The 24,263-nt window shown below is 65.0% G+C and carries 19 protein-coding genes; all 19 read right to left on the reverse strand.

Annotated elements, in window-relative coordinates; genetic code table 11:
• Positions 1–304: 304 nt before the first annotated feature.
• On the reverse strand, positions 305–643 hold the full coding sequence (locus tag AWC07_RS24450; protein WP_036395221.1) for a YbaB/EbfC family nucleoid-associated protein: 339 nt from the start codon (positions 641–643) through the stop codon (positions 305–307).
• 5 nt (positions 644–648) lie between these two features.
• Positions 649–2,040, reverse strand: coding sequence for an EspB family ESX-1 secretion system-associated protein (gene espB / locus AWC07_RS24455; protein WP_036418880.1), 1,392 nt, complete (start codon positions 2,038–2,040; stop codon positions 649–651).
• Between the two features lie 99 nt (positions 2,041–2,139).
• Positions 2,140–3,537 (reverse strand): type VII secretion protein EccE, encoded by a 1,398-nt coding sequence (gene eccE, locus AWC07_RS24460; protein ID WP_036418877.1) that lies wholly within the window; start codon positions 3,535–3,537, stop codon positions 2,140–2,142.
• Positions 3,534–4,874, reverse strand: a complete 1,341-nt coding sequence (gene mycP / locus AWC07_RS24465) for a type VII secretion-associated serine protease mycosin (protein WP_036418874.1) — start codon at positions 4,872–4,874, stop codon at positions 3,534–3,536. The genes eccE (AWC07_RS24460) and mycP (AWC07_RS24465) overlap by 4 nt, the downstream gene beginning before the upstream one ends.
• Positions 4,875–5,000: 126 nt before the next feature.
• The gene (gene eccA / locus AWC07_RS24470) at positions 5,001–6,851 is read right to left on the reverse strand and encodes a type VII secretion AAA-ATPase EccA (protein ID WP_036418872.1); all 1,851 of its coding nucleotides are present in this window, start codon (positions 6,849–6,851) and stop codon (positions 5,001–5,003) included.
• Between the two features lie 75 nt (positions 6,852–6,926).
• Complete coding sequence (gene eccE / locus AWC07_RS24475) at positions 6,927–8,552, reverse strand: type VII secretion protein EccE (protein ID WP_036418869.1); 1,626 nt, start codon at positions 8,550–8,552, stop codon at positions 6,927–6,929.
• The gene (mycP, locus tag AWC07_RS24480) at positions 8,549–10,201 is read right to left on the reverse strand and encodes a type VII secretion-associated serine protease mycosin (protein WP_036418866.1); all 1,653 of its coding nucleotides are present in this window, start codon (positions 10,199–10,201) and stop codon (positions 8,549–8,551) included. Before mycP (AWC07_RS24480) ends, eccE (AWC07_RS24475) begins: the two co-directional genes overlap by 4 nt.
• The gene (eccD, locus tag AWC07_RS24485; protein WP_084293749.1) at positions 10,186–11,715 is read right to left on the reverse strand and encodes a type VII secretion integral membrane protein EccD; all 1,530 of its coding nucleotides are present in this window, start codon (positions 11,713–11,715) and stop codon (positions 10,186–10,188) included. The genes mycP (AWC07_RS24480) and eccD overlap by 16 nt, the downstream gene beginning before the upstream one ends.
• Positions 11,712–12,737, reverse strand: a complete 1,026-nt coding sequence (locus tag AWC07_RS24490) for a MinD/ParA family ATP-binding protein (protein WP_036418864.1) — start codon at positions 12,735–12,737, stop codon at positions 11,712–11,714. The genes eccD and AWC07_RS24490 overlap by 4 nt, the downstream gene beginning before the upstream one ends.
• A 91-nt stretch (positions 12,738–12,828) precedes the next feature.
• Positions 12,829–13,659: an ESX secretion-associated protein EspG gene (locus tag AWC07_RS24495; protein ID WP_036418862.1), complete on the reverse strand. Its 831-nt coding sequence runs from the start codon at positions 13,657–13,659 to the stop codon at positions 12,829–12,831.
• 123 nt (positions 13,660–13,782) lie between these two features.
• Entirely contained in the window at positions 13,783–14,070 is a 288-nt protein-coding gene (locus AWC07_RS24500) for a WXG100 family type VII secretion target (RefSeq protein ID WP_036418860.1), read from the reverse strand.
• Positions 14,071–14,115: 45 nt separating this feature from the next.
• Positions 14,116–14,442, reverse strand: coding sequence for a WXG100 family type VII secretion target (locus AWC07_RS24505; RefSeq protein WP_036418857.1), 327 nt, complete (start codon positions 14,440–14,442; stop codon positions 14,116–14,118).
• A 90-nt stretch (positions 14,443–14,532) separates the two neighbouring features.
• Entirely contained in the window at positions 14,533–15,756 is a 1,224-nt protein-coding gene (locus AWC07_RS24510) for a PPE family protein (RefSeq protein ID WP_085105268.1), read from the reverse strand.
• Between the two features lie 6 nt (positions 15,757–15,762).
• The gene (locus AWC07_RS24515; protein ID WP_036420093.1) at positions 15,763–16,065 is read right to left on the reverse strand and encodes a PE domain-containing protein; all 303 of its coding nucleotides are present in this window, start codon (positions 16,063–16,065) and stop codon (positions 15,763–15,765) included.
• Between the two features lie 159 nt (positions 16,066–16,224).
• Positions 16,225–16,659 carry a type II toxin-antitoxin system VapC family toxin gene (locus AWC07_RS24520; RefSeq protein WP_036408699.1) on the reverse strand — a complete coding sequence of 145 codons (435 nt, stop codon included), beginning with the start codon at positions 16,657–16,659 and terminating at the stop codon, positions 16,225–16,227.
• A 5-nt stretch (positions 16,660–16,664) separates the two neighbouring features.
• Positions 16,665–16,928, reverse strand: coding sequence for a type II toxin-antitoxin system VapB family antitoxin (locus AWC07_RS24525; RefSeq protein WP_036408696.1), 264 nt, complete (start codon positions 16,926–16,928; stop codon positions 16,665–16,667).
• Between the two features lie 133 nt (positions 16,929–17,061).
• Positions 17,062–21,279 (reverse strand): type VII secretion protein EccC, encoded by a 4,218-nt coding sequence (locus tag AWC07_RS24530; RefSeq protein ID WP_036408693.1) that lies wholly within the window; start codon positions 21,277–21,279, stop codon positions 17,062–17,064.
• Positions 21,280–21,283: 4 nt separating this feature from the next.
• A complete protein-coding gene (gene eccB / locus AWC07_RS24535) occupies positions 21,284–22,771 on the reverse strand; it encodes a type VII secretion protein EccB (protein ID WP_036408690.1) in 1,488 nt (495 codons plus the stop codon).
• Positions 22,772–22,774: 3 nt separating this feature from the next.
• Positions 22,775–23,647, reverse strand: a complete 873-nt coding sequence (locus AWC07_RS24540) for a transglycosylase SLT domain-containing protein (protein WP_036408687.1) — start codon at positions 23,645–23,647, stop codon at positions 22,775–22,777.
• Between the last annotated feature and the right edge of the window lie 616 nt (positions 23,648–24,263).

Raw genomic sequence — 24,263 nt, forward strand, 5'->3', positions numbered from 1 at the left:
TTTGATGCGGCGACAGCTGATGAGCGGTACCGGACGTCATGGTTAACAAGCCTAACCGAGGTTAAGACCAGCTAGATGCGGCAATTTGGGATCGGGACGGCCGCCGAATCCGGCGCCGCGCGGACGTCGGCAATCCTGGCACGGCATGGTGATGTGATCGCTGCATCGCTCGAACCGCGATGGGACGAGACGCGCGCAGCATGGTGCCAGACGGCATCGGAACACGCCGGAATGACACGGCCGGACGCTGGGCGGCAGCATGCCGGCCGGCATCCACGTGGCTGAGCACCGAGCTAGATCTGAGCTAGATCAGCCCTTTGTTCATCGTGTCCGACAAGGCGGACAGGACCGCGACCAATTGCTCGCCCGCCGCGTCGTTGTAAGCCGTCGCCGCGGACTGTGCATTCATCAGCGCTTCGTTGACCCGCGCCCCGACGACTTCCGCGCCCACTTGCTTCAGCAGGCCCTCCTCGATACGGACCCCGGTGAGCCATTGGTGTCCGTTGATTGTCACCTCGACGGTCTCGGTCTCGTCAGTGCCCCGGAAAGATCCGGTGTTCATCTGATTGAGCGTCCCATCGAGGGCCGTTTGGAACCGAGCCGCCAGCGCTAACGTCTGGGCGACATGCGGGTCCATTTCCATGCTGGTCACTTCGACTCCTTGCTGTCTTGACGACGGCGGTTACCGATGACGGCCTCCGTCCACGCCCGGTCCTCGGTGTATAGCGCCTCGTCGTCTTGCTGGGCGCCCTTGGACTTGGAGCTTCCCTGACCCTGGCCGTGTGCCCCCATCGGCATGCCCATGCCACCCCCGCCCATCCCACTGCCCGCGGCGGCCTTCCCCTGAGCCGCGCCGGCGATGTCGCCCGCGGCAGCCGGCCGCACCGAGTCGGTGCCCGCCAGACCCGCCGGCTCACCCAGCGGTGCTCCACCGATACCTCCGCCGCCTCCGCCGCCGCCCAGCGACATCGGCTTCATCCCCGGCTCCTTCGACAGGTTCGCTGCCGCCTGGTGAGCGGCAGACGTCAGTTCTGCGCTGGATCCGGCCGGCATGCCGCCACCAGCCCCGCCGGCCGGGGCCATCGGCGCCATCGGCATCCCGGTCGTGGGAGTTCCGCCCGAGCCGCCGGTGATCGTCTGCATTACCGTGCCGGGGATCAAACCCTGTGGCTGGGCGGGCGGCGGTGGATCGATCTTGATGGCGGCCGGAGGCTTGGGCGGATTCACCGGTTCCAGATCCGCCTTGGTGGTGTATTCGCTCAGCACCTGCTCGGATTTGGTCTGGTATTCGGCGTAGAGCTTGATCGCCTGGTCTTTGTAGGCCGGGTCTTTCGACAACTCCTCGAGCTTGGTGATGTCCGCCAACGAAGGATGTGACCGTCTGGCCCACACTTGCAACTGGACGATGTATTGAGCCTGCTTGGCCAGCGCAGCGCTCAATTTCGCCATGTGGAGTATCCACTCCTTTTGCTGGTCCATAGAGGCTTCGCAAGCCGTGGCCGCGTCGCCTTCCCAATTCTCGAAAACCCGGAAGCGCTTGATGTCTCCTTGCAGCGCAAGGTTGACATTGTTCCAGGCCTGCGCAAAGTTGACCAGCGTTGCGCCCTGGTCACCTGCTTCGAGTTTGGTTGCCGCCGCCTTCAGGTCAGTGAAATTACCGTCGCCGGCCGCCGCCACTTTCGGGGTTTCCTCCAGTTCGCCCGAGCTGTTGCCGCCGGCGCCGCCGGCGGACTGGGCCGACACAGCTGCGTTCCCGTCGCTGTCGAGCGCGGTCTGAGACTCCTCGTCGACCTCCCCGTAAGCCTTGGCCGCGTTGCGCAGGGACGTCGCCAGCCGTTGCCGCTCCCTGACGCCGGCCTCCAAGTAGAGCTGCATATTCTCGGCGGACACCGCAAGTTGACGACCGGCGTTGATCGCCGCGGTGAGGTCGCATGGACCTTCCGGAACGTCATTGGGTGCAACCGCCATCGGGGCCTCCACCTCGGTGGCCCTCTTCAGAATTTCGTCCTGATCCACCGTCACGGTCTGCGGCTGGCTCATATCGGATCATCCTCCTTAGTACTACAGCCATTATCGTCGCTGAAGCGGAAGGTTCCTGCACCAAAAATTTCGGTCGTCCCCATGCTTGCCGACGCCGCGCTACCTTGGCAGGGCCATCTGGTAGCGACTCTCTTCCGGCGGGGAAACCCGCCGGATCGGCAGCTCGCGATGCCGTGGAGTGCTGATGAGGTTGTGCCGCAGGATCACCTTGTCGACGCCGGAATGCGGACCGAGGTAGGTCGTCGCGTTCGGCCACGCGATCTTGGCGACCGGACCGATGTGCGCGCCGATCAGGCTGGCGAACTGCTCGAAGCGCGGACCAACCGTCACGATTCCGCCGGCGGCGGCCGAGCGCACAGCGAACTGCGTGAAGGTTTGAGCGTCGCCGAGGTTGATGCTCGCGTCCACGTCGTCGAACGGCATATATACCGGGTACCGGTTCACGGTCTGGCCGACCAGCACACCGGCCGATCCGATCGGCAGCTGACAGTGATGGTTGGGGACGAGATTTTGGCCTTGCAAGGCGGGCCGCTGGCCGCCGTACAGGCGGGAGAAGCCGCGCGGCGTCTTCGGCTTGCCCACCGTGGTCAGCAACACGGTGGACTGCGGCGGCATCCCGGGAGCGATGCGGACCCTGGTGACGGTGTGGTCGGCGCGCGCCGACCACCACAAGTCCGGGCCGCCCGGTGCGGTGTAGGCGGCGGTGTAGGCGTCGCGGCCTTTGATCATCGACCACTTCTCGCGCACATAACCGATGTCGCTGGCGTGGTCATAGTCGTCGAAACTGCGCCCGCACACCGCGTCGACACCATTGCTGGCCAGGCTGTCGGCGATGCGGGTGGCCGACGCGACCAGATAGCGGGCCAGTCCGGCGACCCCCACATCACGCCGCTGCGCCGACTTGTGGGTACGTTCGGGGTTGGCCCGCAACATGATCCACGTCCGGCGGCTAGCGGGGGCCGGGTCGGCGCCGATCACCTGTTGGTAGAGGTTCACCACATCCGGCGAGGCGGTGTTGCCGACACGGTAGCCCGCCGACACGACGTCAGCTTCCAAATCAGGGCAGTGCACCGACAGAAGCTCCTCCAACAGTCGGGTGTCCAAGACGTCGTCGGTGTGGGCTTGCCCGTCGACGATGACCGTTGGGGTGAACGGTCGCGGCTTGAGTTCGATGACCGCGATCAGGCATTCACGGCGCCACCGCACCGCGACGTGGTCCCCGGGCTTGACGGTGGCACCCACGACCGGCTCGGACGGAACGTCGGGCGGCTTGCGGCGCCGGCGCAGCCACGCGAACATCGTTGCTACCCAGCCGGTTACCCGACGCCCGAAGAAGGTGACCGTGGCCACGATGGCGGCCACCGCGACTACCGCTATGCCCGCCCACCAGTAGCGCGTGTGCAGGAACAGCATGATGGTGGGCGGGCCCAGCACCGCTACCACCAATGTGTGACCGGTGCTGAACCGTAACCGTATCGGACTGAATGGATTCCTCATCGGCGCCTCAGCGCCCGCGCGCTCAGTCCGCCGAGTGCCAGCGCCAGCGTCAGGCCCAGAACCGACAGCGCCACGATGGTGATCGGGCGACGATCCGGGCCGGGTTCTACCACGGGAGGTGGAATTCGTCTCACGTTGAACGGGGCCGACGCGGGTCCCGGCGGGATGTCCCAGGTCAACGCCGCCACCGCATTGATCACGCCGGCGCCGACGAGGTTGTTGACTCCGCCTCCCGGATGTCGCGCGGTGGCGGTGATCCGGTTGATCACCTGCAACGGGGTCAGCTCCGGGAACCGCTGCCGCACCAGCGCCGCCAGACCCGAGACATACGCCGCGGCAAACGAGGTGCCGGCGATCGGGATCGGCCCCTCGCGGCCCGGCAGGGCATTCACCGGCTCGCCGCGGTCGCCGAGGGCGACGATGTTCTCCGCTGGGGCCGCCACGCCCACCCACGGTCCATGCATGGAGAAGGAGCTGGGCACACCGCTTTCGCCGATGCCCCCGACCGCCAGCACCAGGGGCGCGTACCACGCGGGCGTGACGACCGTCTGCACCTTGTTCCAGCCACGAGAGTCGCCGGGGGCCGACGCGTCCGGCAGCGGGTTCTGCGCGCAGTCGCCACCGGTGTTGCCGGCCGCAACGACCACCACGGCGTTTTTGACGTTGACCGCGTAATTGATCGCCGCGCCCAGGCCGATCTCGTCGATGGGCCGGGTCACCTTGTAACAGGCCGCTTCACTGATGTTGATCACACCGGCACCCAGATTGGCCGCATGCACGACCGCGCGGGCCAGGCTGCGGATGGACCCGGCCGCCGGGGTGGCGTTGGGGTCGTTGGGATTGGGTTGGGTACCAACCGGTTCGAAGGCCTCGGACGTCTGCCGCAACGACAGCAGCCGGGCATCGGGTGCGACGCCGACGAACCCGTCGGTGGGCGCCGGCCGGCCCGCGATGATCGAGGCGGTCAGCGTCCCGTGCGCGTCGCAGTCGGACAGGCCGTCGCCGGCCTGGTCGACGAAGTCGCCGCCCGGTTCCGCCGGTACCCGTGGCGACGCGTCGACACCGGTGTCGATCACCGCCACCGTCACCCCGGCTCCGGTTGCGAACTTGTGCGCCTCCGAGACGCCGAGATAGGCGTTGCTCCACGGTGGATCGTGAAAGCTCGAATCCGGCAAGGTCGTGGGATTCGAGCACAGGACGCGCTGTTCGGTGGGCTGGTCGGGGCCGGTGACGTCGGGCGGTACCGCACCGGGGTCGATCGATGGGGGATTGATTGCCAACGCGGGCGGCGCGTTGAGCAACGCCAGCACCACCGCCGTCAGCAAGATCCGGTGCACCCCGGAATCACTCCGTTCATTTAAGCCGCGTTGCCGACCTGGCATCTGCGTGTCAGGTCTGCGTGCATTTTAGACGTAACGGCTGCGTAAACAACGCTTTTCCCGCCGGCGCCGGGTCACGGTTTGCTACCAGACGATGGCGGCCATGTCGCGGTTGTCCGAACACACGCTGCGCACCGCGGCTTGGATGTCGGCGGCAGTGATGATCTGCAGATCCTGAACCGACACCGGTTGGCCGGCCCGCTTTTGGGCGACCACTCGAGTGTCGCGAAAGCCTTCGGCGCGTTCGATGACGTTGCGGGCAAACCGGCCGTTTTGCATGGCGTCGATACCGTGCTGGCCGGCGGGAGTGGTGTAGTCGCGGATGGTGGTCGCCGCGTCCAGAAATGTCTGGCGCGCGGCGTCGTCGAGCAGGCTGGCGCGCGGTGTGGCGTAGCGCTGCCCGATCTCGACGATCTCGGCCGGCGAATAGGACTCGAACCGCAGCTTGCGGTTGAACCGGCCGGCCAAACCCGGGTTGACGGACAGGAATTCGTCTACTTGGTCCTCATAGCCCGCCCCAATGAAACAGAAGTCGAAACGGTGCGCTTCCAGCGCGACCAGCAGTTGGTTGACGGCCTCCATGCCGATCATGTCCGGGGTGCCGTCCTGGTGGCGTTCCACCAGTGAGTAGAACTCGTCCATGAAAATGATTCGGCCAAGCGACTTTTCGATCAGCTCGTTGGTTTTCGGCCCGGATTCGCCAATGTAGTGCCCGCAAAAATCGGAACGGCGGACCTCCCGAATTTCAGGATGGCGCACGATTCCCATGCCGGCATAGATCTTTCCCAACGCTTCGGCGGTGGTGGTCTTACCGGTGCCCGGCGGCCCGACCAGCAACATGTGGTTGGTTTGCCCCTCAACGGGCAGGCCGTGTTCCAGCCGCATCGTACGCACTTCAAGCTGGTCTTCCAGCGCCGCCACCGCCTGCTTCACCGCGGCCAAACCGACCTGCCTGGCCAGCAGTTCGCGGCCCTCGGCCAGCAGCTCGGCCCGGCGCTCTACCGCATCGTCGTCGTCGAGCTGGTCGCGGCTTTTCGCCGTCGCCGGATCCCACTTGTCGGTGCGGCTGGCGATGGTCTGCTCGTCGGTCACGACCAGGCGAAGCTTCGGGTCCGCCAGCGCTTCCTTGGCCGGCTCGGTCAGCACACCGTTGATGGTCGCTTTGGACAGCCAGATCCGAGCCTTTTCGTCCTCGTGCAGCTGGCGGTACACCATTCCGCGCACGTACGCCAGATCCGCGACCAGCAGCGGAATGTCGGCCGGGCCAATGGATGCGGTCAGCACATGGGAATCGAAGCGCGCCGACGACTTGTTGTGCCCGATCACATCGACACGGTCCAACCAGTCCAGGGCGACGTGGCCCTGCCCCAAGTGGGCTGCGGCGTGCGCGGCCAGCGCACAAATCGAGGCCGTTACCGCAGACATGACGATCGCCTGCGGAGGCAAATCCTCGGCGGCGGTCAACAACACGTCGGGCCAACGCTGCGTGACGAACATCAGGAATGCGCGGGCCAGCTGATGCCATTGATGGTTGCGCCACGAATCCAATAGTTCGCGGTTGGCTAACAGCGCGTCGGCCTCGGCGTACTCCCCGGCGATAGTGAGCGCGGACGACAGCGCCAGTCCCACCTGCGATGCGTCGGTCACCGTGATGCCAACGTAGGGACCCAGCTGGATGTCGGCCGAAAGCGTCCGGCCGATCCGCGTGGTTTCGCGGTGTAGCCATTCGCTGTTGGTATGGAGCTGTCTGAGCGACGTCAGGTCGTGGTCGCCACAGGCGATGCGGCCCAGCCATGCGTCAGCCATCGACGGGTCGGCGTCGGTGGCGGCGACGAACTCGGGTAACGCGTCCGCTGGTCCCAGGCTGCTCCTGATCGCCATCCCGCGGTCGAAATGCCTACGGGCAGTGAGCAAATCACCCATTGTATCCACCATCCTCGACGGCGTGGCGGTGCTCGTCCCGGCTGTGCGAAGCCCGCCTCATCACGTTGTGCCGCAACGTTGATCGAGTCACTGCGCAGCAATCGACATCGTGACCGGCTCGAGGCTGACGTAACGGTTCTCGGCGCGGAACATCTCCATCTCCACCAGCCAATGCCGGCCTGCCGCACTGACTTTGACCATAGCCCGGTCAACTTGCTCGATAGTGACCTCGAATCCGTGGCGATGTCCCTCGGGCAGCGCCGTACCGGCCGGCGCGACGGTGATCACACTGGCCGGCCGCGGCGTGGGCGCAATTGCGACATCGCCAATATCGTTGCCACCGCCTTCGGATGTGCTGTCGCCGTATCTCTTCCGGCGTCCCACGTATTCCACGACGCTGACTGTGGTGCGCGGCGCCGGCCGTGAGGTGCCGACGATGCTGACTTCTGGCATCCGTACGCTGGCCCACCGCTCGTGGTCACGCGTGTGCACACAGACCCGCTCGCCGGCACCGGCCGTACGGATCACGATCCGCTTTGCGATGGCATCGTCAGCGGCCACGAACACCCTCGACAGCTCACCGGCATCGGTAACCGGGATCATCAGCCGATCGCCGTTGGGTAATTTGCCCACCAGCACACCAGACGGTCCGATCTCGCCGACCAGCTGCGCGGGCAACGCGCTGCGACGCACGCCGCGCAGGTACGGCCGCGGGCCGCACATGTTGGCTGCCGCGGCTGCGGCCTGCTCTCCGTTGAGGCGCCGCAGGATCACGCTGGGCGGGGTTGGGGCCGGGGTGGGTGTACGCACCGTGACGGTCGCGGTGCAGGTCGCGTCGGGATATACCGTCACGTTCTGGATGACCTCGTCGGCGCGCAGGGTCCATGCCTGGGTAAGGACCCGCGACGAAATCGCCTCGGCCGGATAGGCATAAGTGGTCATCCAGCCCGATTCTCCACGGATGGCTTTCCACCGCTGCGCGCTGCCGGCTACCGCGTCCGACCCCAACCGGCGATCCAGCTCGACCAGGTCGGTGGCGGTCGCCACCTTGGCGCGCAGACCTTGGCAGCGCAACGAGCCGGCGATACGTTGAGCGACCGAAATTGCCGCAGCCCCAACGCTGGTGCGCCACCGCAATGCCTGGGCGTTGTCGATGATCGGCAGCCGCATGATCAGCCAGGTTTCGCGTCGACCCGCATAGGGTGGGGTGCCGATCTCTGAGTCGTACACCCGCGGATAGTCCCCGACGGTGCCGGTTCGGGAGCCGAGTGTGACGACGCTGATTGAATGGAGCTGCAGTCCCAGCGGATGCTGCAACAGCGGCAGCAGCTCGACGATATCGATGATGTTGTCGGATTCGACGGTCACCGAGCCGGTCACCGTGGTTGCGCAATGCGCTCGGCCAAGCAGTTGCACCGCCACCACCGCGGTATCGTCTTGGACCCGGACGCCACCACCAGACCGGTTGTTGGCCACCGTAATTGGGGCGTCCCAACTGATCGGGCGCCGGCCCCGCAACCCCAGCACAGCCCATGACCACGCCGGCTGGCCCCACCACCGGATGAACACCACCGCAATGCCCACCGCCAGGGCGCATCCTGCGCCGACGTAACCGCCCAGCGCCCAGCCCGCCAATGCGAGCCCGAATACCACCCAGACTCCGACCACCCGCCTGACGCTGACCGGACCGAACCCGGTCAGGGTCGGCCTCATCGCGCCCTCCGTAGCCGGGACGCGATTGCCGCCACCAGCACCCCGGCGGCGACTGCGCCGACGAACCCGATGGCGATGTTGCGCGCCCGGTGATCCGGGGGCGGGGGCGGCGGTGCGGGGGTGATTACCCGACTCTGGGATCCTGGGGCCAGCCGTTCGCCGGCGGGAATGTTGAACGTCAACGCGGCGACGGGATCGACCAGCCCGTATCCCACTCGGTTGTCGACCCCCGCGGGCGGGTTGTGTGCCGACTGCACGATCCGGTTGATCACCTGATGCGCGCTCAGATCGGGAAACTTGGCCCGTACCAGTGCCGCCACGCCGCTGACGTATGCCGCCGAGAAGCTGGTGCCCCAAAACGGCATGTTCTTCTCCCCCGACTTCGAGGGTGGGTATGCGTTGACCGGTCCACCGCCTTGCGGCGATAGACCCATGATGTGGGTTCCCGGCGCCGCCACGCCAACCCACGGGCCCGACATGCTCTTGTCGAGTGGGGCGCCGCTGGCGTCGACGGCACCGACCGACAGCACGTAGTCGGAAAACCACGACGGCGAGGAGACCACCTTGACCTGGTGCCAATCCCGGGGATCTGAAGGGTCCAGTGGGTCATACATCGGGTTGTTGTCGCAGCCGGCTTCCCCGTCGTTGCCGGCCGCGGCGACGATCACCGCATCCTTGACGGTGGCCGCGTACCACAGTGCGGCGCCCAGCGCCCGCTGATCGGCGGGGGCGACCGCCGGTAGGCATGCGGTGACCGAAATGTTGATCACTTTGGCGCCCATGTTGGCCGCATGTACCACCGCGCGCGCCACCGTATTGAGCGTGCCGGCTTTCACTCTTTCGTCGGAGTTGGGACCCGCCGGTGGCGGGTTGACCGGCTCGAAGGCTCGCGAGGACTGGCGGATCGAGATGATGGTTGCGTGCGGGGCAACCCCCACCACCCCGTCCGGGGCGCCCGGCGGCAGCGGCGGCACCGCCGGTTCGTCCTCGGTCTGCGGATCCGGCGGCCCATTGGACGGCGCCATTTCCTCAGGCGGCGGCGGTGGCGGCGGAACCGTTTGGGTGATCGTCACCGGTGTCGGCGGCGGTGGCGGGAGCGTGGGAGGCGGGGCTTCCACCGGCGGCGCCGGTGCGGCGATGACCGGCGGCGGCCCCGCCGGCGGGGAAAACGCCGGAGTGGCCGGCATGGGCCGCGGCATGGGTGAAATACCTTGCGGCGCAGCGGCAATGATCGAGCTCACCACCGTGCCATGCGCGTCACAGTCGGACAAGCCATCCTCGCCCATGATGTAGTCACCACCGGGAACCACCGGCAATCGCGGGTTGGGGGTGACGCCGGTGTCGATGACGGCGACGGCCACTCCGTTACCGGTGCTGTATTGCCACGCCTTACTGATGTTGAGCAGGTTGAATCCCGGTGCCAGCTGCGCGACATCGGGGTTTTTCACGGCGATCGGGGCCGAACAGCTATTGGTGCGGTGCATCGGTTGGTCGGGCCGGGGCGGTCCGTCTGGAGGTACCAGCGCCGGATCCACCGATGGTGGTGGGATGGCTTGTGCGGCAGGAAGGTTGGTCCAGAGGGCCACCAGCGCGACAGCGGCGCTCGCCGCTGTCGCACGCAAGCACCGTCGGCTCAGTGACGAATCCATGCGAACAGCCCCCCCAGAGCCGCGGCCGCCGGCAAAAACACGATCATCGCCAGCACTTCCAGCCATTCCACGGTCAGCCGGATAAGCGGCCGGAACCGCAGCGCCGGCACCAAAAGCGCTGCGGCCAAACCCAATGCGGCAAACGCCACCACCGCCACGACGGGCCAGAAAAGCCCGGCCTGGACATCTCGTGGTGCTGCGACAGCATACTTGACAACGCCTGCGCATACCGCGGCCGACGCTCCCAACACCAAGGCAACCGCTTGGTATTTCGCGGCGAATCCGCGGCCCTGGGTGATGAAGATCCCGACTGCCAGACCGGCCACCAGAAGCGCCAACCAAGCCCACGGGCCCCCCGGCGTCAACACCCCCCACACTGCGACGGGAAGCACCAGCGACACCCCGGTGCACACACCTACCTGTACCGCATTGACCAGCCGTGCCGAAGCGGCGATCGCTGCGCCGCGCGCGGAGATGTCGGTGAGTTCGTTGTCCTCGTCCTCGGTGTCGGCCTCGCTGACCGGAGACACGGTGTCGACGGGCATCCCCTCACGGCGCGCGAAAAGGTCGCGGCCCGTGATCGACCCGAAGTGCGGGGGCCGTACCCGCGCTACCCATAGCGCGATGGTGGGGGTCATCCTGACCAGGACCAGCAGGCCGACCAGCACCCAAATCGCCAGCACCTGCACCGAAGCCGGCTGAAACATCCGGATCACCGCCACCACGGCCAGGATCCCGGACATCGTCACCACGGCGGTGACAACCGCGGTCTGCCAACGCTTTTGGGTCACTACACCAATCGCGACCGCGCCGAGAAGTACCACGACGACCCCGATCAGCCCGTGCGGCGCACCGAGCGAACCCGGCGGCGCACACGCACTGGCGACGGCCAGCAACACCACCGCCAGCCAGCCGAAGCCACTGAACAGGTCACGCCGCTCCCGCCAGCCCCACCACACCACCGCCGCTCCTACCACCAGCAAGGCGCCGATCCCACCGGCCACCGCAGCCGGAACCAGGCTGTCGGTGAAAGTTCGGGTCCGCAATGCCAGTGCCACCACGACTCCGACCGCCATGGCGATGATGGCCATCGCCGTGTGGGCAGCTGTCAGGGGAGTTACCGGGGCAAACATCCGATCCCCGCCGTCACGGCCCAGCCACTTACCCATGGCCGCCAATCCCGTCGAGAGCGACTCGTATTGCGGCTCGAACGACTCGCCGGCCACCCGCGGCACCAGGACCAGCGTGTCGCCGTCTTGAACCCCGAGCTCGTCGAGGCTCTTGTTGATGTCCAGTCGGACACCGTTGATCTTGTGCAGCTCGTAACTGCCCGCCGGTAGCGCAACACCGTCGAAACCTTTACGCTTCAGGTCGGCGTCGAACAGCTCGACCATTCCCTCGAAGAATCCCTCCACTGGAATTCCGGCGGGAAACACCTGCGAGCTCAGATGCTTGTCGTAGCAAATGTTGACCGCACACCGTGCCGGGAATGCAACCTTATGCGGGGACGTCACGGCGCGGCCCGCTCGGCGTCGGGAACATATTTGTCGGCCAGGCCCGCGGTAATTTCGAATAGCCGTAACCGCGCCTTTTTCTTCACCTCGTGAACCGTGTCGATGATCCCGCCCTTGGCCAGGTGCGGGTCAAACGGCATCACTTCCACTATTGCGCCGACCTTGGTAAACCGCTCAGTCAGATACGCCAGCGCGTCTTTGTCGGTGATGTTGTCGGTGTGATTAATGATTACCGTGCTTCGCGAGACCAGCTCGTGATAGCCCTGCGACCTGAGGTAGTCCACCGCCCTCAACACCGGCCGGGACCGGTCCGCGGTAATGCCGGAGACGAACACCAGGGTGTCGGTGTTCTGCAGCACCGGCTTCATGACATCGTGCTCGAGGTCGGGGGCGGTGTCGACAATGATGACCGTGTGGGTTCGCCGTAGCCGCGACAACACCCCCGAGAACATTGCCGGAACCAGCGGTCGGGGTTGGTCTGAGGTGCGGTTTCCGGCCAGTACGTCCAATCCCACGGTGTTTTGCCCAAGGTGTTCGCGGATGTCCGCGTAGCCCTGGACATCCGTGTCGTTGATGATGGCGGCGTAATCTCCCGGCGGCGACTCGTCGATGCGGTCGGCCAGCGTGCCGAAGCCGGGAACCGCGTCGATCGCAATCACGTTCTCCGGCCGGCATTCGCGGAACACACCGCCGATGCAGGCGGCCATCGTGGTTACCCCCACGCCCCCTTTGCCGGAAACCACTGTGATCACATATTGCCGACGAATATGCCTCCGGATGCGCGCCTGTAAATCGCGGTAGTGTCGTTCCCGGGGGGATTCCCCCGGGTTGATTTTGTGAAACGACGCGGCATAAATGAATTTCCGCCAGCCCGACCCTGGGGGAATTTTCCGGGGGGCCGCCAGATCGGTAATACGCATGGTGTCGGATACCGAATCCCGAAAGTGGCGCCGAACTGATGGATCCCCCCGTCCGAGCGCTCCTTCGTCTGACATATTCGGGTCATTCCAAGGGCTTGTCACGACGGCGATGCTAACACGATTCGTGATTCCACGTTTACCTCGCGCAGTTGCCCCGTACCTGCGGCAACGCGCCATTCCGCGTCACTGTTATTCACACCACACGCCGGTAGGAGTACCACTCGTCACCGGCGGGCAAGCGGCGGATGAGGCGCTGCACCGCACCACCGATGTCGCCTCGCGAACCAGGCGAGAGCACTTGGTAGCGTCGCTGCCCGGACATCACGCTTTCCACGCAGATGCGACCGGCCGGGGTGTCGATGATGGTTACCGCGGTATCACCGATGAGGAGGCGCGCCGTCTTCTCCGGCCCGATACCAGCTTGAAGACCCACAATTGCCGCGTGTGCAGACCGCGAGGGATCGGCGGCCATGGTGAGCATCTGCAACTGGTCGATGTCCAGACGCTGGCTGACCAAGAAGGAACGCAAGCTGGTGGGGTCGCGCACCGATTCCAGCAACGCATCGGCATCCACGGTGACCGGCCGCAACGGCGCCGCTTCGGCGACGCCGCACAACTGCTCGATCTGACCCACGACAAGTTCACCGGCCGCCGTCTCGTTACTGGCCATGCCGGCGGGGTATAGCCGCACCAGTTTGCCATGGCGTTCTAGAACAACCCACCAGGTGGCGAATCGGCAGATGGCTGCCCGCGTCGGCTCGCTGCCGGGCACGTTGATGAGCAGAAGTAAGCCCAAGTCGCGTCGCAAGAGCACGGTGAGCCATTCGCGGATCATGGGATCGGCGTTGCCTGATTCGTCGAGCGCTCCCGCGGCTTTGAGATCGGCAGCGACCGGATGCTGCAGTGCCCGTTCGGCAGTGTCGAGCCGCGGCAGCAACGGCCGCAGACCGAGTTCCGGGCAGATCTGTTCCACCCCGGTTACCGCTTGTAGCACCCACAGCCCGTCGACTGTCGTCGTCAGCATGGCGCCCTCACCTCAATGTAGAAACAGAAGGTGGGGCATACGCGCAGCTTCGCGCGTTTGCCCCACCCCACTGGGAACCCGTGTCACAACGGATACATTCGGTACCCGCCGGCGTCGCTGGAACTAGAACAACCCCGAGATCGCCTGATCAGTCCCGATCGCATTGTCCAGCACGTGGCTGGTCGTGGTTCCGTGCTGACCCACCGTCTCGATGAGACCCTGAAGCCCCGAAAGCATCTGTGCTTGAGCATCGAAGAACCCTTGCGCACCGTGGCCCGCGAAGAATTCCTGCAGCGCATTCGTCTTGTTGGCGGTGTCTTCGTGAATCTCGTGCAGCTGCCCGGCACGCGAGCCTACATCCGTCGCGAAATCGGATACCGCTGCCGGGTTATAAGTGATCTGATCTGCCATGGTCAAGTTCCTTTCCGAAGGGTGTTATGCAGGGAGGCGGGTGGGTCAGGATCCGTGGCCACCGCCGAAGAGGGCTTGGAACGCGTGCTGTGAGTCCGCTTCGTGCGATTCCATCAGCGCCGCGGCCTGTGTCAGGCCTTCAGCCAGCCGGGTGCCTCCCGTTAGGACCTTGTTCAACTCGTTGGCGACCTCGGTGGCGGTCGCGTGGGAAGCAACCACGCCAGCACCAGACCAGGTCGCCGGGTTCATGACGTTCTCTTGGTTGGCCAGGTAGCCCTGGGCTATGGCCATCGCGTGCTCCATGTTCGCCTGGATGTCATGGGCGGTACTGCGCAGCATCTGCGGGGTTACTTGAATCGTGCCGTCTGCCATGGGGATTTTCTCCTAACTACGGTGAGCCGGTTCGCCCTTGTCTATGGGGGCATGACGCGAAGTGTATGGCTGCTATTCAGAGCTGTCGATTCACCCTCTGCGCCAGTTCGGGTCATAGCGGTCGTCGACCACCCGCACCGTCGCCGGCTGCTCGGACTTGCCGTGCGATGCGCGCTGGCCCCCGGCAGCATGACCCACCGGCATGCCGCCCATGGGCGTGCCGCTCATCGTCGTTGTCGTCGGCGAACGCAAGGCTTCGGCGCCCAACGCCCCGCTTGGCCGCAATCCCACCGGTCGACCGCTGCTTCCGGACTCGAACGCACTGACCGGACGGGTGAAGCTGGTAGCGGACATGCCCGCGCCGCCCAGAGAGGCGCCCCCACCGCCGGCACCGACCGACGCCTCGGTCGCCGCGGCCCCCGCTGCGGCCGAAGCCGCCGAAGCCCCGGGCGCCGCGCCGCCCATGCCGAGAGCGCCGGGACTGGCGAACATGCCCATCATCGACTGCAAGGGCTGCAGGGCGCTCATCGGCGCCTGCATCAGCCCGGACGGAGCCTGCAAAGCTTGAGGAACCGCTTGCATCATCGACTGGACCGGTTGCATGAAGGTACCGATTTGGCTGCCAAAGTTCTCCCCGGCCGACGTTGACTGGCCGGCGCCGCTTGTTCCCGCCTGCACCCCTTGATAGGCGGAGCGCATGCCGTCCCCAGCTGCGGCTTCCGCAGCAGCCTGCCCGACAGCCGAAGCCGCCTGGGCCGGTGCCGCCGGCGAGGCGCCCATGGTCGCGACCGGCGGCGGAATGGCCAGACTTTCCGCCAGACCCGCCAGGATCCCGCCGTAGGTCGCGCCCACCGCCGAGTTGTTGGGCCACATCACCCCGAAATACTCGACGTCAAGCGAGATGATTCGCGGTGTCAGTGCCCCCCAGACAAGCGGATTGATGTGGTTGTCGACCGTCCACTCGTCACGGTTCTCCATGCATTCCGGTGCTGGGCGCATGGCACTGTTGGCCATCTCGAACGCCGCTATCGCCGCCGACACCACCGCCGGTTTGACGTCGACCCAGCCGGCTAAGCCGTGCAGGGAGGCATTGAGCATGGTCACGTTGAGCGCCGAGGCCGCCGAGCCGAGGCCAAGCCAGCTCGCCGCGGTTGCGGCGGTGTTGATCGCTGACGCGATACCCGAGGCGTGGTGGCTGGCACCTACAGTGGTCCACGCCGTTTGGTTCGCCACATGCGTGGAGATTCCGGTTCCCGCCTTGAGCAGCAGGTCATTGGCCTCAGGTGTACGCGCAGCCCATCCTGGATCGGGCATGCGGATTTAACCCAGTGCCGATGCCGCTGCGCGTAAAGCCTCGGTGGACTCGTACACGCCCGACGCCAGGCCTTGCGTCCCAGCGAACAACCCGCGCTGGGCAGCGTGCTCGGCAACCACGCCGAGGTAGCCGGCTCCGCAGGCATTCAGTGCCGCTGAAAACATCGCGGAGTCCGGATCGTCTCCCATCGGGGTCGTCCCGAGCAGCGCCGGCGCCGCCGCGGAGGCCGCCGCCTCGGTTTCCGCACTGATCGCCGACTCGGCGGCTGCAGATGCCAGCACGGCCTCTGGTTGCACAGACAAAACCATGTTCACCCTCCGAATGTGGTCTCGCGATGAGACGTGTTGGTTGGTCAGTCTAGTGCGAGTCGACACATCGCGTACTCACGAGTGACCGCACCCGTTCTCGGCGGCTTCCGTTTCGCCGAGCACGCTCGGTCGAAAGCACGGGATACGGCAGCCTGACCGTTATTGCTGTCGAGCAGGTCTCTGCGTCGGCCAGTAGCCGATGACGCCGTCGAACTCGAGGTCAGTCTGCGCGAAGTCGTTGCCAACAGCGACGAGTGGTTGATGTGCGAGCTTGGCGGTCGCGTAGGTCATCGTGTCGCCGTAGTTGAGGGCGGCCGGGTGCCGGCCCTTGCCATACCGGAGGTAGGCGCGGTATGCGGCTACGGCATGGTCGGCGGTGAAAGCCTCTACTCCTAGGTTGATCTCGGCTCGCAGACGGTCGAAGACGGTCCGTGCGACCGTGCCGTACCGGTTGGCCAGGACGATGAGGCATTCAGCGATGCTTGGAGCCGACATGACCGGGCTGCGGTCACCGGCGAGCGCCACCGCCACTTTCTCGGCGTGCGAGTTTTCGCCCTGGATCAGGGCAATGATGGCCGAGGTGTCGACGATCATCTGCTCTAAACCCCCGTCGCGGGGTCATACCCAAGCACGTGTTCCCGCTCAGCCTTGGTGATGGGTGATCGGTCCTTCAGCAGAGGCCAGATTTCGCTTTCGAGGACTTCGAGGAGTTCGTCAGCGCGATTCCCAGTGCGGGATTGGGTGACTTCGAGCTGCGCTTTGAGGGCATGCCGAATGGCGTCGATACGGCTGGGAAGATGCAGGCGTGCGGCAAGTGTGTCCGCGAGGTCGATGACTTCTTGGTCTTTGACGGTGAATGCCATATTGCAATGGTACCTCTATTAAGGTATCTGGTATCTCGGCGTCGGCCTAGGCCCATCTTAGGCCGGTCTTAGGCCAGTCTTAGGACTTAGGCCATCAACAGGCGGGCTTGATTCCGGCCGGCCGTGTCCGCCGCTACTGTGCGGCCAGCGTCGACGGGATCCCGACTAACACTCCTTCGACGGCGTCATCGGTGTCCACCAAAAGAGCACGTCCTGGCGGTAACGCTTGCGCACGGACCATTCGGTTGATCCTGTTTTGCGGGTCGTTATCCATGTACAGCTGGGCCACTTTCGCTGACGTTTGGAATCTCATCCACGGGTCCATCGGCATGGTCGCCCAGTTCGCGCTATTGCGTGTGGTAAACACGTGCAAACCGATCTGGCGGGCGCGCTCCATCAACTTCCACAGCGCCGCACCCACCGGCGGCTTCTGCGGGTAAGTCTGTTCCTTGCGCAGGTCCTGGATGTCGTCGATGAGCACAAAATGCCGACACCCTTCCCATGGCTTGAGCGCGCGCAACTCTTCCTGGCTCAGCCCCTTCGGAGGCAATCGGGGCAGTAAGACCTGTTGGGCCAGCTCTGTGATGACCTCGTCGATCTCGTCTTGGTCATAGGCGTACGCACGCACATAGCCGGGGCCATGCAGGTCGCGCAGCCCGTGCGGGGCGGTCTTGGGGTCGATCAGCGTCAGCTGGGCTTCTTCCGGGCTGAACCGGCTCATCACCGCTTCACCGATGGCCACCAGCGCGGTGGTCTTGCCGCAGCCCTGGCGGCCCAGAATCATCAACCCTGGGCTCTCCCGCAACTTGAGCGGCACCGGGCCGAGTTGGTGCCGCTCGCCGATCGCAAATGCAATCGACAGGTCGTCGCCGCTGGGATGTGCGGCCTCGTACTCGAGGATCGCCTTGAGCTCGACCCGCTGCGGCAGCCGCTGCAGGCTTGCGTGTTTAGTCACACCAGCGACGTCAGCGATTCGTTCCCCGACTTCGGTAATACCGACCAATTCGCCGGTTGCAGGATCGGCCAGCGCCGGAACACCAACGCGCAGCTCGTGCAAACTCTCCGTCAAACCGAAACCGGGGCGGTTCAACGTTCGTCGGGCCGCCTCGCGTGACTCGATGGACGAATGCCCCATCTGGCTTTCGCTTGGGTCGGCCAGCCGCAACTGGATTCGCGCGGTCACGTTCTGCAGCAGACTTTGCCGCTGGCCGTGAATCCAGCCGCCCGCGCTAACCATCAGGTGCACACCGTATTCGGGACCGCGGCTGCTCAACGAAATGACGCGATCACCGATTGTGTTGTCCCGGGAGTACAAATCGTCGTAATCGTCAAGCACCACAAAGACATCGCCGAATTGGTCGTTGGGGTCGGTGCCTCCGATCCCGTCACTGCCCGGGCCGAAACGGCGCTCTCGGAATCCGTCTAGATCAATTCTGGCGCGCCGAAACGCCTCTTCACGCGAATCGATCAAAGCCTCCATCGTGCTCAAGATGCGCTCTATGCCTTCGGCGTCCTTGGGCGACACGATGTCGGTGACATGCGGTAGCGAAGCGACCTGAGCCATGGTGGCCCCGCCGATGCAGAAGAATGTCACCCGCGCTGGGTTGTACATCGTTGCGGCCGAGGCCATTAGCGTCATCAAGGCGGTCGTCTTGCCGCGCTGCTTGGCGCCGACCACGATGATGTTGCTGCGCAGCGCGTCGATCGCATACACGACCTGTTTGGATTCTTCGGGGATGTCCATGACGCCGACCGGAAACATCAGCCCCGGGTTGTCCCCGTAGTCGACATGCCATGGCTTACCGCGATATCCAGCCACCAGGACATCAACCGGTTCAGCATCTTCCAGTGGCTCCAACCACGGCCGTCGCGGCGATCGATGGGGTACGGCCCGTAGCGATTCGCGCAACACGTCGACAATCTTCTTCTTCTTGAATCCGTCGTCGTGGTAGAGGAACTCGTCGGGTTCCGCATCGGCGGCGGCCGCGGCCTTCAGCGCCTCGGCGTCGGATGGGTCCAGCGGCTGGTACTGCCAGTTGTACAGTCGGGGCTTGGTCAACGTCATGTCGATGGTTTTGGCCACTTCTTTTTTCTTCGGCACGACGAATGGCGCGGACAGGTAGAAGCAGCGGAACGGTTCGAGGTCGCGCGGCCCCACCTTCAGCAACGCAAAACCGTTCTCCTTGGACGGCAGATGGTAAGCCGCGTCCGAACCGATCACTTCCCGACTGTCATCGCCGGATTCGGCTCGCAGCGCGATCCGAAATGCAATGTTGGACTTGACTTTCTGCAGCGACGACAGGTCCAGCCGCTGCCCGCCCAACATGAAGAACACGTTGGCGCCGCGGCCCTCCTGACCGATATGGATGATCAGCTGGATCCACTTCTCGTGGTTGGCAAACAACTCCAGGTATTCATCGACGATGACAAGCAAGACCGGTACCGGCGGCAGATCGCGACCGGCAAGGCGGATCTCTTCATAGTCGTTGGCATCGCGCGCACCCACCGACGTGAACAACTCATATCGCTGTTTGATCTCGCCATCGATCACCCTGCGCATACGTTCCGCCAGATGCCGCTCGTCCTTACCGAGATTGGACAGAGCGGCAACCACATGCGGAATCCCCAGGATGTCTTGGGCCGCAGATTCGAACTTCATGTCGACGAAGATGACGTTGAACGTCTCCGGCGAGTGCGTCAGCGCGATCCCGTAGACCAACGACAAGAAGAACTCGGACTTGCCCGAGCCGCTGGTTCCGATGACCACTGAATGAAACCCGAAGCCGCCAAAGTCTTTTGCGCGGATGATAACGTTCTGCAGCTCGCCGTTCGGTTTTGCGCCGACCGGGATCTCCGACCATCGTTCGTCGCCGCGGCCGCGGCGCTCGGCCCACAACCGGTCGACATCCAATTCGCGCGGATCGCTGATACCGAGTGCCCGCAGCAGCTCGGCGGCGCCGCTGGTCGAATCGACGATCTCGCTGCGGCTTGTCGGTGACCACCGCGCCATCGCGCGCGCATATCGGTAGGCGCGATGGATGGACAGCTGGTCGGCGTGCGCAAAGAACTTGCCGCGCGCTCGCAGCAGCGGCGTGGGGCGAGCGTCGTCGTCCTCGGCGTCAGAGCCATCGGAGCCATTCGTGCCGGGCCCGAGGGCGACGGAACCGCTTGTCGCGCCACCTTGTTCAGCCATATCGAAAACCTGGTCGTCGCCGAATCCAACGCCGGTTCCCACCCGCGACGCGATACGCAGCACCGTAATACCGGCCTTGCCGACCTGCCCGACGACACTCTCCCACGCATCGGGGCTGCCGGTGTTGTCATCAACAATCACCAAGTGCGGTCCCAAATCCACCGCGTCGGTGCCTTGGCCGGTTTCCAGCGCCGAGCCCATTGCCGTTGGGCTGGCCGCCGTCGGCGGTGCCCAGGCGCCGCGCTTTCCCTTCATGTGCAACTCGGCGCCTAACGTCGCCTCCAGCTCTTCGGGGGTGGCAAAGATCAACCGCCGCCATCCACACGCATCGAACAGCTCGTCGTGCAGATTGTGAGGCAGCCACACCATCCATGACCACACCTCGGGGTTACGCGTCACCACCATCAGCTTGACGTCGCGCGGGTTGTGAAACACCGCCAGCGAACACAGCATCGAACGCACCAGCGATCGCACCCGATCCAGGTCTTCACTGACGAAACTGAAGCCCGGTGCCGAGCGTAGATTCACCACCTTGGCGATATCGCGAATCTTGCGCTGCTCCAAGATGAAATCGCGCAACGCCTGCCCGGTAACGGGTTCGAGTTCCTCCTCGGAGGAGATGTCAGGCCAGGTCACCGACAGCACCGAATCGGGTGCGTGCTGCACGCCGGTGCCCAGCCGCACCTCCAGGAAGTCGACATCGCCGCGGCCGCGTTCCCACATCCGGGGCCCGCCGATGATGGCGCCCAGACCGCGCGGATCGGAGTGCACCGCATGCTGCCACGAGCGTTGCGCGCATACGGCGTCCTGGATCTCGTCGCGGATGCCGTCGAGATCGCGAAGATAGCGGCGGCGACCCTTTTCCATTTCGCCCCAGGTGATCTTGCGGGCGCGGCCGAATCGACCGGAAAACGCCAGCATGCTGAATGCGCCGATGCCCATCAGCGGAAAGAACCCGGTCGACAGACTGCGCACGCCCGACACGTAGAGCATGACGATGGTGCCGATCAGCGCCACGATCAGCGCTGGTACGCCGATCATCACCCAGATGTTGCGCGGTTCGCGTTCCGGCAGTGCTATCGGCGCATTGGGCGCTACCCGAACCGGTTTCGGCGGCTGGATCTTGGCACGGTTGATGGGAAATGCTTTCTTCGACATCCTGCTAGCCGCCCGCTTTCGCTGTCGTCGTCATCACGGCCACCTGGCCCAGCGTTGGCACCGTGTCGCGAGCCAAGAGCGCAGCTTCGCGTGACAATGCCGGTCCTGCCGCGAAGGTCCGCAGCAGTGGCCACGGCGCCTGCACGGCGTGCGACGGATCCAGTCCCAACGCGCGCAGCGTCGATTCATCGTTGGCGATTCCGAATCGGACGCCGTTGGCTGACACCCAGAACAACGATTCACGCGAATCGGCGGTGACCACAGCACTGGTCGAGGTCGCGAAGTTCGCCGCACCCGGCAACACCAGAACCTGGTTGGCAACCACCGACGCCGGGTTGCGGTCGTCACGCACCAATCGCACGATCCGGTTGTCCATCGACGAGGGAACCGGCAAACCCCGGCCGTTGTAGACGGCGACGCGGGCCTGCGGATCCGTCGACGCCTTCTCCCACGAAACACAGGTGGTCGGATTCGCCGCGGTGTCAACAAAGTTCAGCCGCCCAGTCGGGTAGTACTCCACCGGCAACGAGGTCACCTGGGGTGTGTTGACGAGGACGTCGGGAGTGACCAGCCGCGGCGCCGTCGATCCATAGGAGTTGGCGCTGCGCAGCAGATCGGCCACGAAGCTATTGATCTTTTGCACGCCGTCCGGCAGCAGTACGTAGAACTGGCTTCCCCCGCCGGCAGTTTGGGCCTGCAGCACCGCACCAACCTGGGAACCCGGCACCCACTTCGACGGAGTTCCGGCCTCGGCTACCTGCGGCACCCGCAGCGGTTCGGTCGCCGGTAACCCGTCGAAGAGGGCGCGCGAGATCTCCACCGGCATCGTCACCGCGGGATCGAGTCCCAGACTCAAGGTCACCGCCCTATTGGCCGGGTCGATTTGTGAGCGCTTGCCTCCCCAGATCACATATGTGCTGCCCTCAAATGTCACCAGCAGGCCCGCGTCGCTGGACATCGGTGCGGCGCGCCCGCCGCCGGTGGGCATGCCCGCGATCGAGGTGACCACCGGCTTGTCGCCGCTGCGTGGCCGGCCGGCGGTATCGCACACCGCCCACGCCGAGATGGCGCCCAGGTTTACCGGCATCGCCGGGGGCGCTCCGGGAATGCCGATCAGCGGACCGGTCGGATACTTAGCAATCTCAGCCGGTTTGACCCATGTCGGCTGTCCGGCCGTCCCGGTTGCCAATCGCGCGGACGTGAAATTCAGTGCTGGATATAGCCGGCCGTCGATGCGTGCATAGATGGCGCCGGAATCGCGGTCACCGATGATCGCCGAGTCGCCCACGATGCCAGTGGGTTTCAGCACATTGAGCAGCATCATCCATCCTGCTGCGATAGCGACCAACACGACCGACAACGCTAGCGCGGCAGTTTGTTTGCGGTCGTCGTGCTTCATTCGCACCGAGAACCGGGTCGTCGCTGCGCGCAGCCGTCGGTTGTAGAACAGGTGACCGGAGTTCTGGTCACGGTTGGACAAACTCAACGGCATTTCTCAATACCCCTTAGGTGTTCGGCGAGGATCGGCCTGCTGAATCCGATCAGCCAAATTCGACGCATCGGCGGCCACGCCGTAGTGGCCGCGCGCATAGTTGATGAACGCACACGCCTGGGCAACCAGGTCGTGAATGTCGGTCGACGTCCCCGGCTGGTGATAGCTCGCGAACGTCGGAGCGATGAACTGCCAAGCGCCCTTGCTGGGCGTGCCCTTTGCAGCGTTTGAATCCCAGTGGTTTTCGGCGTTGGGATTGTAGTTGGACTCGCGCCGTGCCACGAGATCCATACCACGGGTCCACCTGGCTCGTGCGACGGGGTCGTGAATACCCTTGATGTCCAAGGCTTCTTGAATTGCGGCCGATACCGCTGCGCGTCCGCTGAGTGTGGTTTCGTAGTGCCTTCTTCTTGCTGTCCGCAGGTACTGCAACCGCCGCAGCCGCACTGCATGCAGCCGTGCCCGCGCTTTCGACCGCGCAATGTGTCGATGCTGGGCTCGTAGCCGTGCCACCATCCGGGCCATCGCCTCGCGCCGGCCCAGTGGAGTGTCAACGGACGGCATGACATCGGCCTTCGCGGCGTCCAGGATCGCGCGCGTCACGGTGCCGGCGTGCGCGTGATCGGCCTGGGCTGCTGCGGTGATCTGCGCCAGCTCCGCATCGGTGTCGGCCAACCGGCGCAGCACCCGCACCGAGGCATCGGACCGGTTTGCCGCGACGGGCGGGTGGGCTACCGTCGCCTGCCGTATTGCGTCGGCGTGCGCCTGGACGCGTGCTGGGGCGCTGCCTATGGCAGCCGGCGTGGCGCGGCGCGCGAACAGGCGGTGACCGCGGGATAGAGCGGCTATTGCCTGCGCGGTCACGGGGTCAGTCAACGATGCTCCTGTGTTCGAAGCCGAGCGAGGTCGTCGGCCCGCCGGCGTCTACCGGCTCCGTCGCCGGCAAGCCCGACTGCCGTTTGTGTCAAATCCGTCGGTGGCGGGCCCGGCAGTTCGCCGGTCGCGACTTGGCGCACCGGATCGGAAACAAACATTGAGCCACTACTCCCGCAACTTCTGGTCAGCGAACGCCCACGCCAGGCCGACGGCATCCACCAGAATGCCCGGAACGTCGGCTCGCTCGTGTAGAGCAGGGTAGCGTCAAAGCAACTCTCCGCGCCATTCGATCGACCCGGCAGGGGTTGTGTAATGGCATCACGGCCATGACGTTACTTCGGCTACCACGACCCGACTACTCACCCTGTTCTTGGTGTTCGTAGCGGTACGCCCTATTCATCGAATTGAGTTGGCGATCCAATTTGGCCTGGCCCAATTTGGATGGCGTTGGACGTGTTGTGTCTGTTGCCGGCGAGCCGACAAATTGCGCATGAGGCAAGACGTTACTTTCTATCCCCGGTTGAACGCCGGCGCCGCATTGTCATTTGCCACCGGGAAGGGACCACTGGTTTGCCACCAGCTAGGGACCACCTGTTTGGCTCAGCGAGCATGATGT

It is taken from the genome of Mycobacterium gastri (assembly GCF_002102175.1).
Classification (GTDB): domain Bacteria; phylum Actinomycetota; class Actinomycetes; order Mycobacteriales; family Mycobacteriaceae; genus Mycobacterium; species Mycobacterium gastri.

What these genes read in the sequence shown, in the direction of transcription:
- AWC07_RS24450 (WP_036395221.1), bottom strand. Translation starts at nt 643, where the DNA reads ATGGAAATGGACCCGCATGTCGCCCAGACGTTAGCGCTGGCGGCTCGG.
- espB (WP_036418880.1), bottom strand. Translation starts at nt 2,040, where the DNA reads ATGAGCCAGCCGCAGACCGTGACGGTGGATCAGGACGAAATTCTGAAG.
- eccE (WP_036418877.1), bottom strand. Translation starts at nt 3,537, where the DNA reads ATGAGGAATCCATTCAGTCCGATACGGTTACGGTTCAGCACCGGTCAC.
- eccA (WP_036418872.1), bottom strand. Translation starts at nt 6,851, where the DNA reads ATGGTGGATACAATGGGTGATTTGCTCACTGCCCGTAGGCATTTCGAC.
- eccE (WP_036418869.1), bottom strand. Translation starts at nt 8,552, where the DNA reads ATGAGGCCGACCCTGACCGGGTTCGGTCCGGTCAGCGTCAGGCGGGTG.
- mycP (WP_036418866.1), bottom strand. Translation starts at nt 10,201, where the DNA reads ATGGATTCGTCACTGAGCCGACGGTGCTTGCGTGCGACAGCGGCGAGC.
- AWC07_RS24495 (WP_036418862.1), bottom strand. Translation starts at nt 13,659, where the DNA reads ATGCTGACGACGACAGTCGACGGGCTGTGGGTGCTACAAGCGGTAACC.
- AWC07_RS24500 (WP_036418860.1), bottom strand. Translation starts at nt 14,070, where the DNA reads ATGGCAGATCAGATCACTTATAACCCGGCAGCGGTATCCGATTTCGCG.
- AWC07_RS24505 (WP_036418857.1), bottom strand. Translation starts at nt 14,442, where the DNA reads ATGGCAGACGGCACGATTCAAGTAACCCCGCAGATGCTGCGCAGTACC.
- AWC07_RS24510 (WP_085105268.1), bottom strand. Translation starts at nt 15,756, where the DNA reads ATGCCCGATCCAGGATGGGCTGCGCGTACACCTGAGGCCAATGACCTG.
- AWC07_RS24515 (WP_036420093.1), bottom strand. Translation starts at nt 16,065, where the DNA reads ATGGTTTTGTCTGTGCAACCAGAGGCCGTGCTGGCATCTGCAGCCGCC.
- AWC07_RS24520 (WP_036408699.1), bottom strand. Translation starts at nt 16,659, where the DNA reads ATGATCGTCGACACCTCGGCCATCATTGCCCTGATCCAGGGCGAAAAC.
- AWC07_RS24525 (WP_036408696.1), bottom strand. Translation starts at nt 16,928, where the DNA reads ATGGCATTCACCGTCAAAGACCAAGAAGTCATCGACCTCGCGGACACA.
- AWC07_RS24530 (WP_036408693.1), bottom strand. Translation starts at nt 21,279, where the DNA reads ATGTCGAAGAAAGCATTTCCCATCAACCGTGCCAAGATCCAGCCGCCG.
- eccB (WP_036408690.1), bottom strand. Translation starts at nt 22,771, where the DNA reads ATGCCGTTGAGTTTGTCCAACCGTGACCAGAACTCCGGTCACCTGTTC.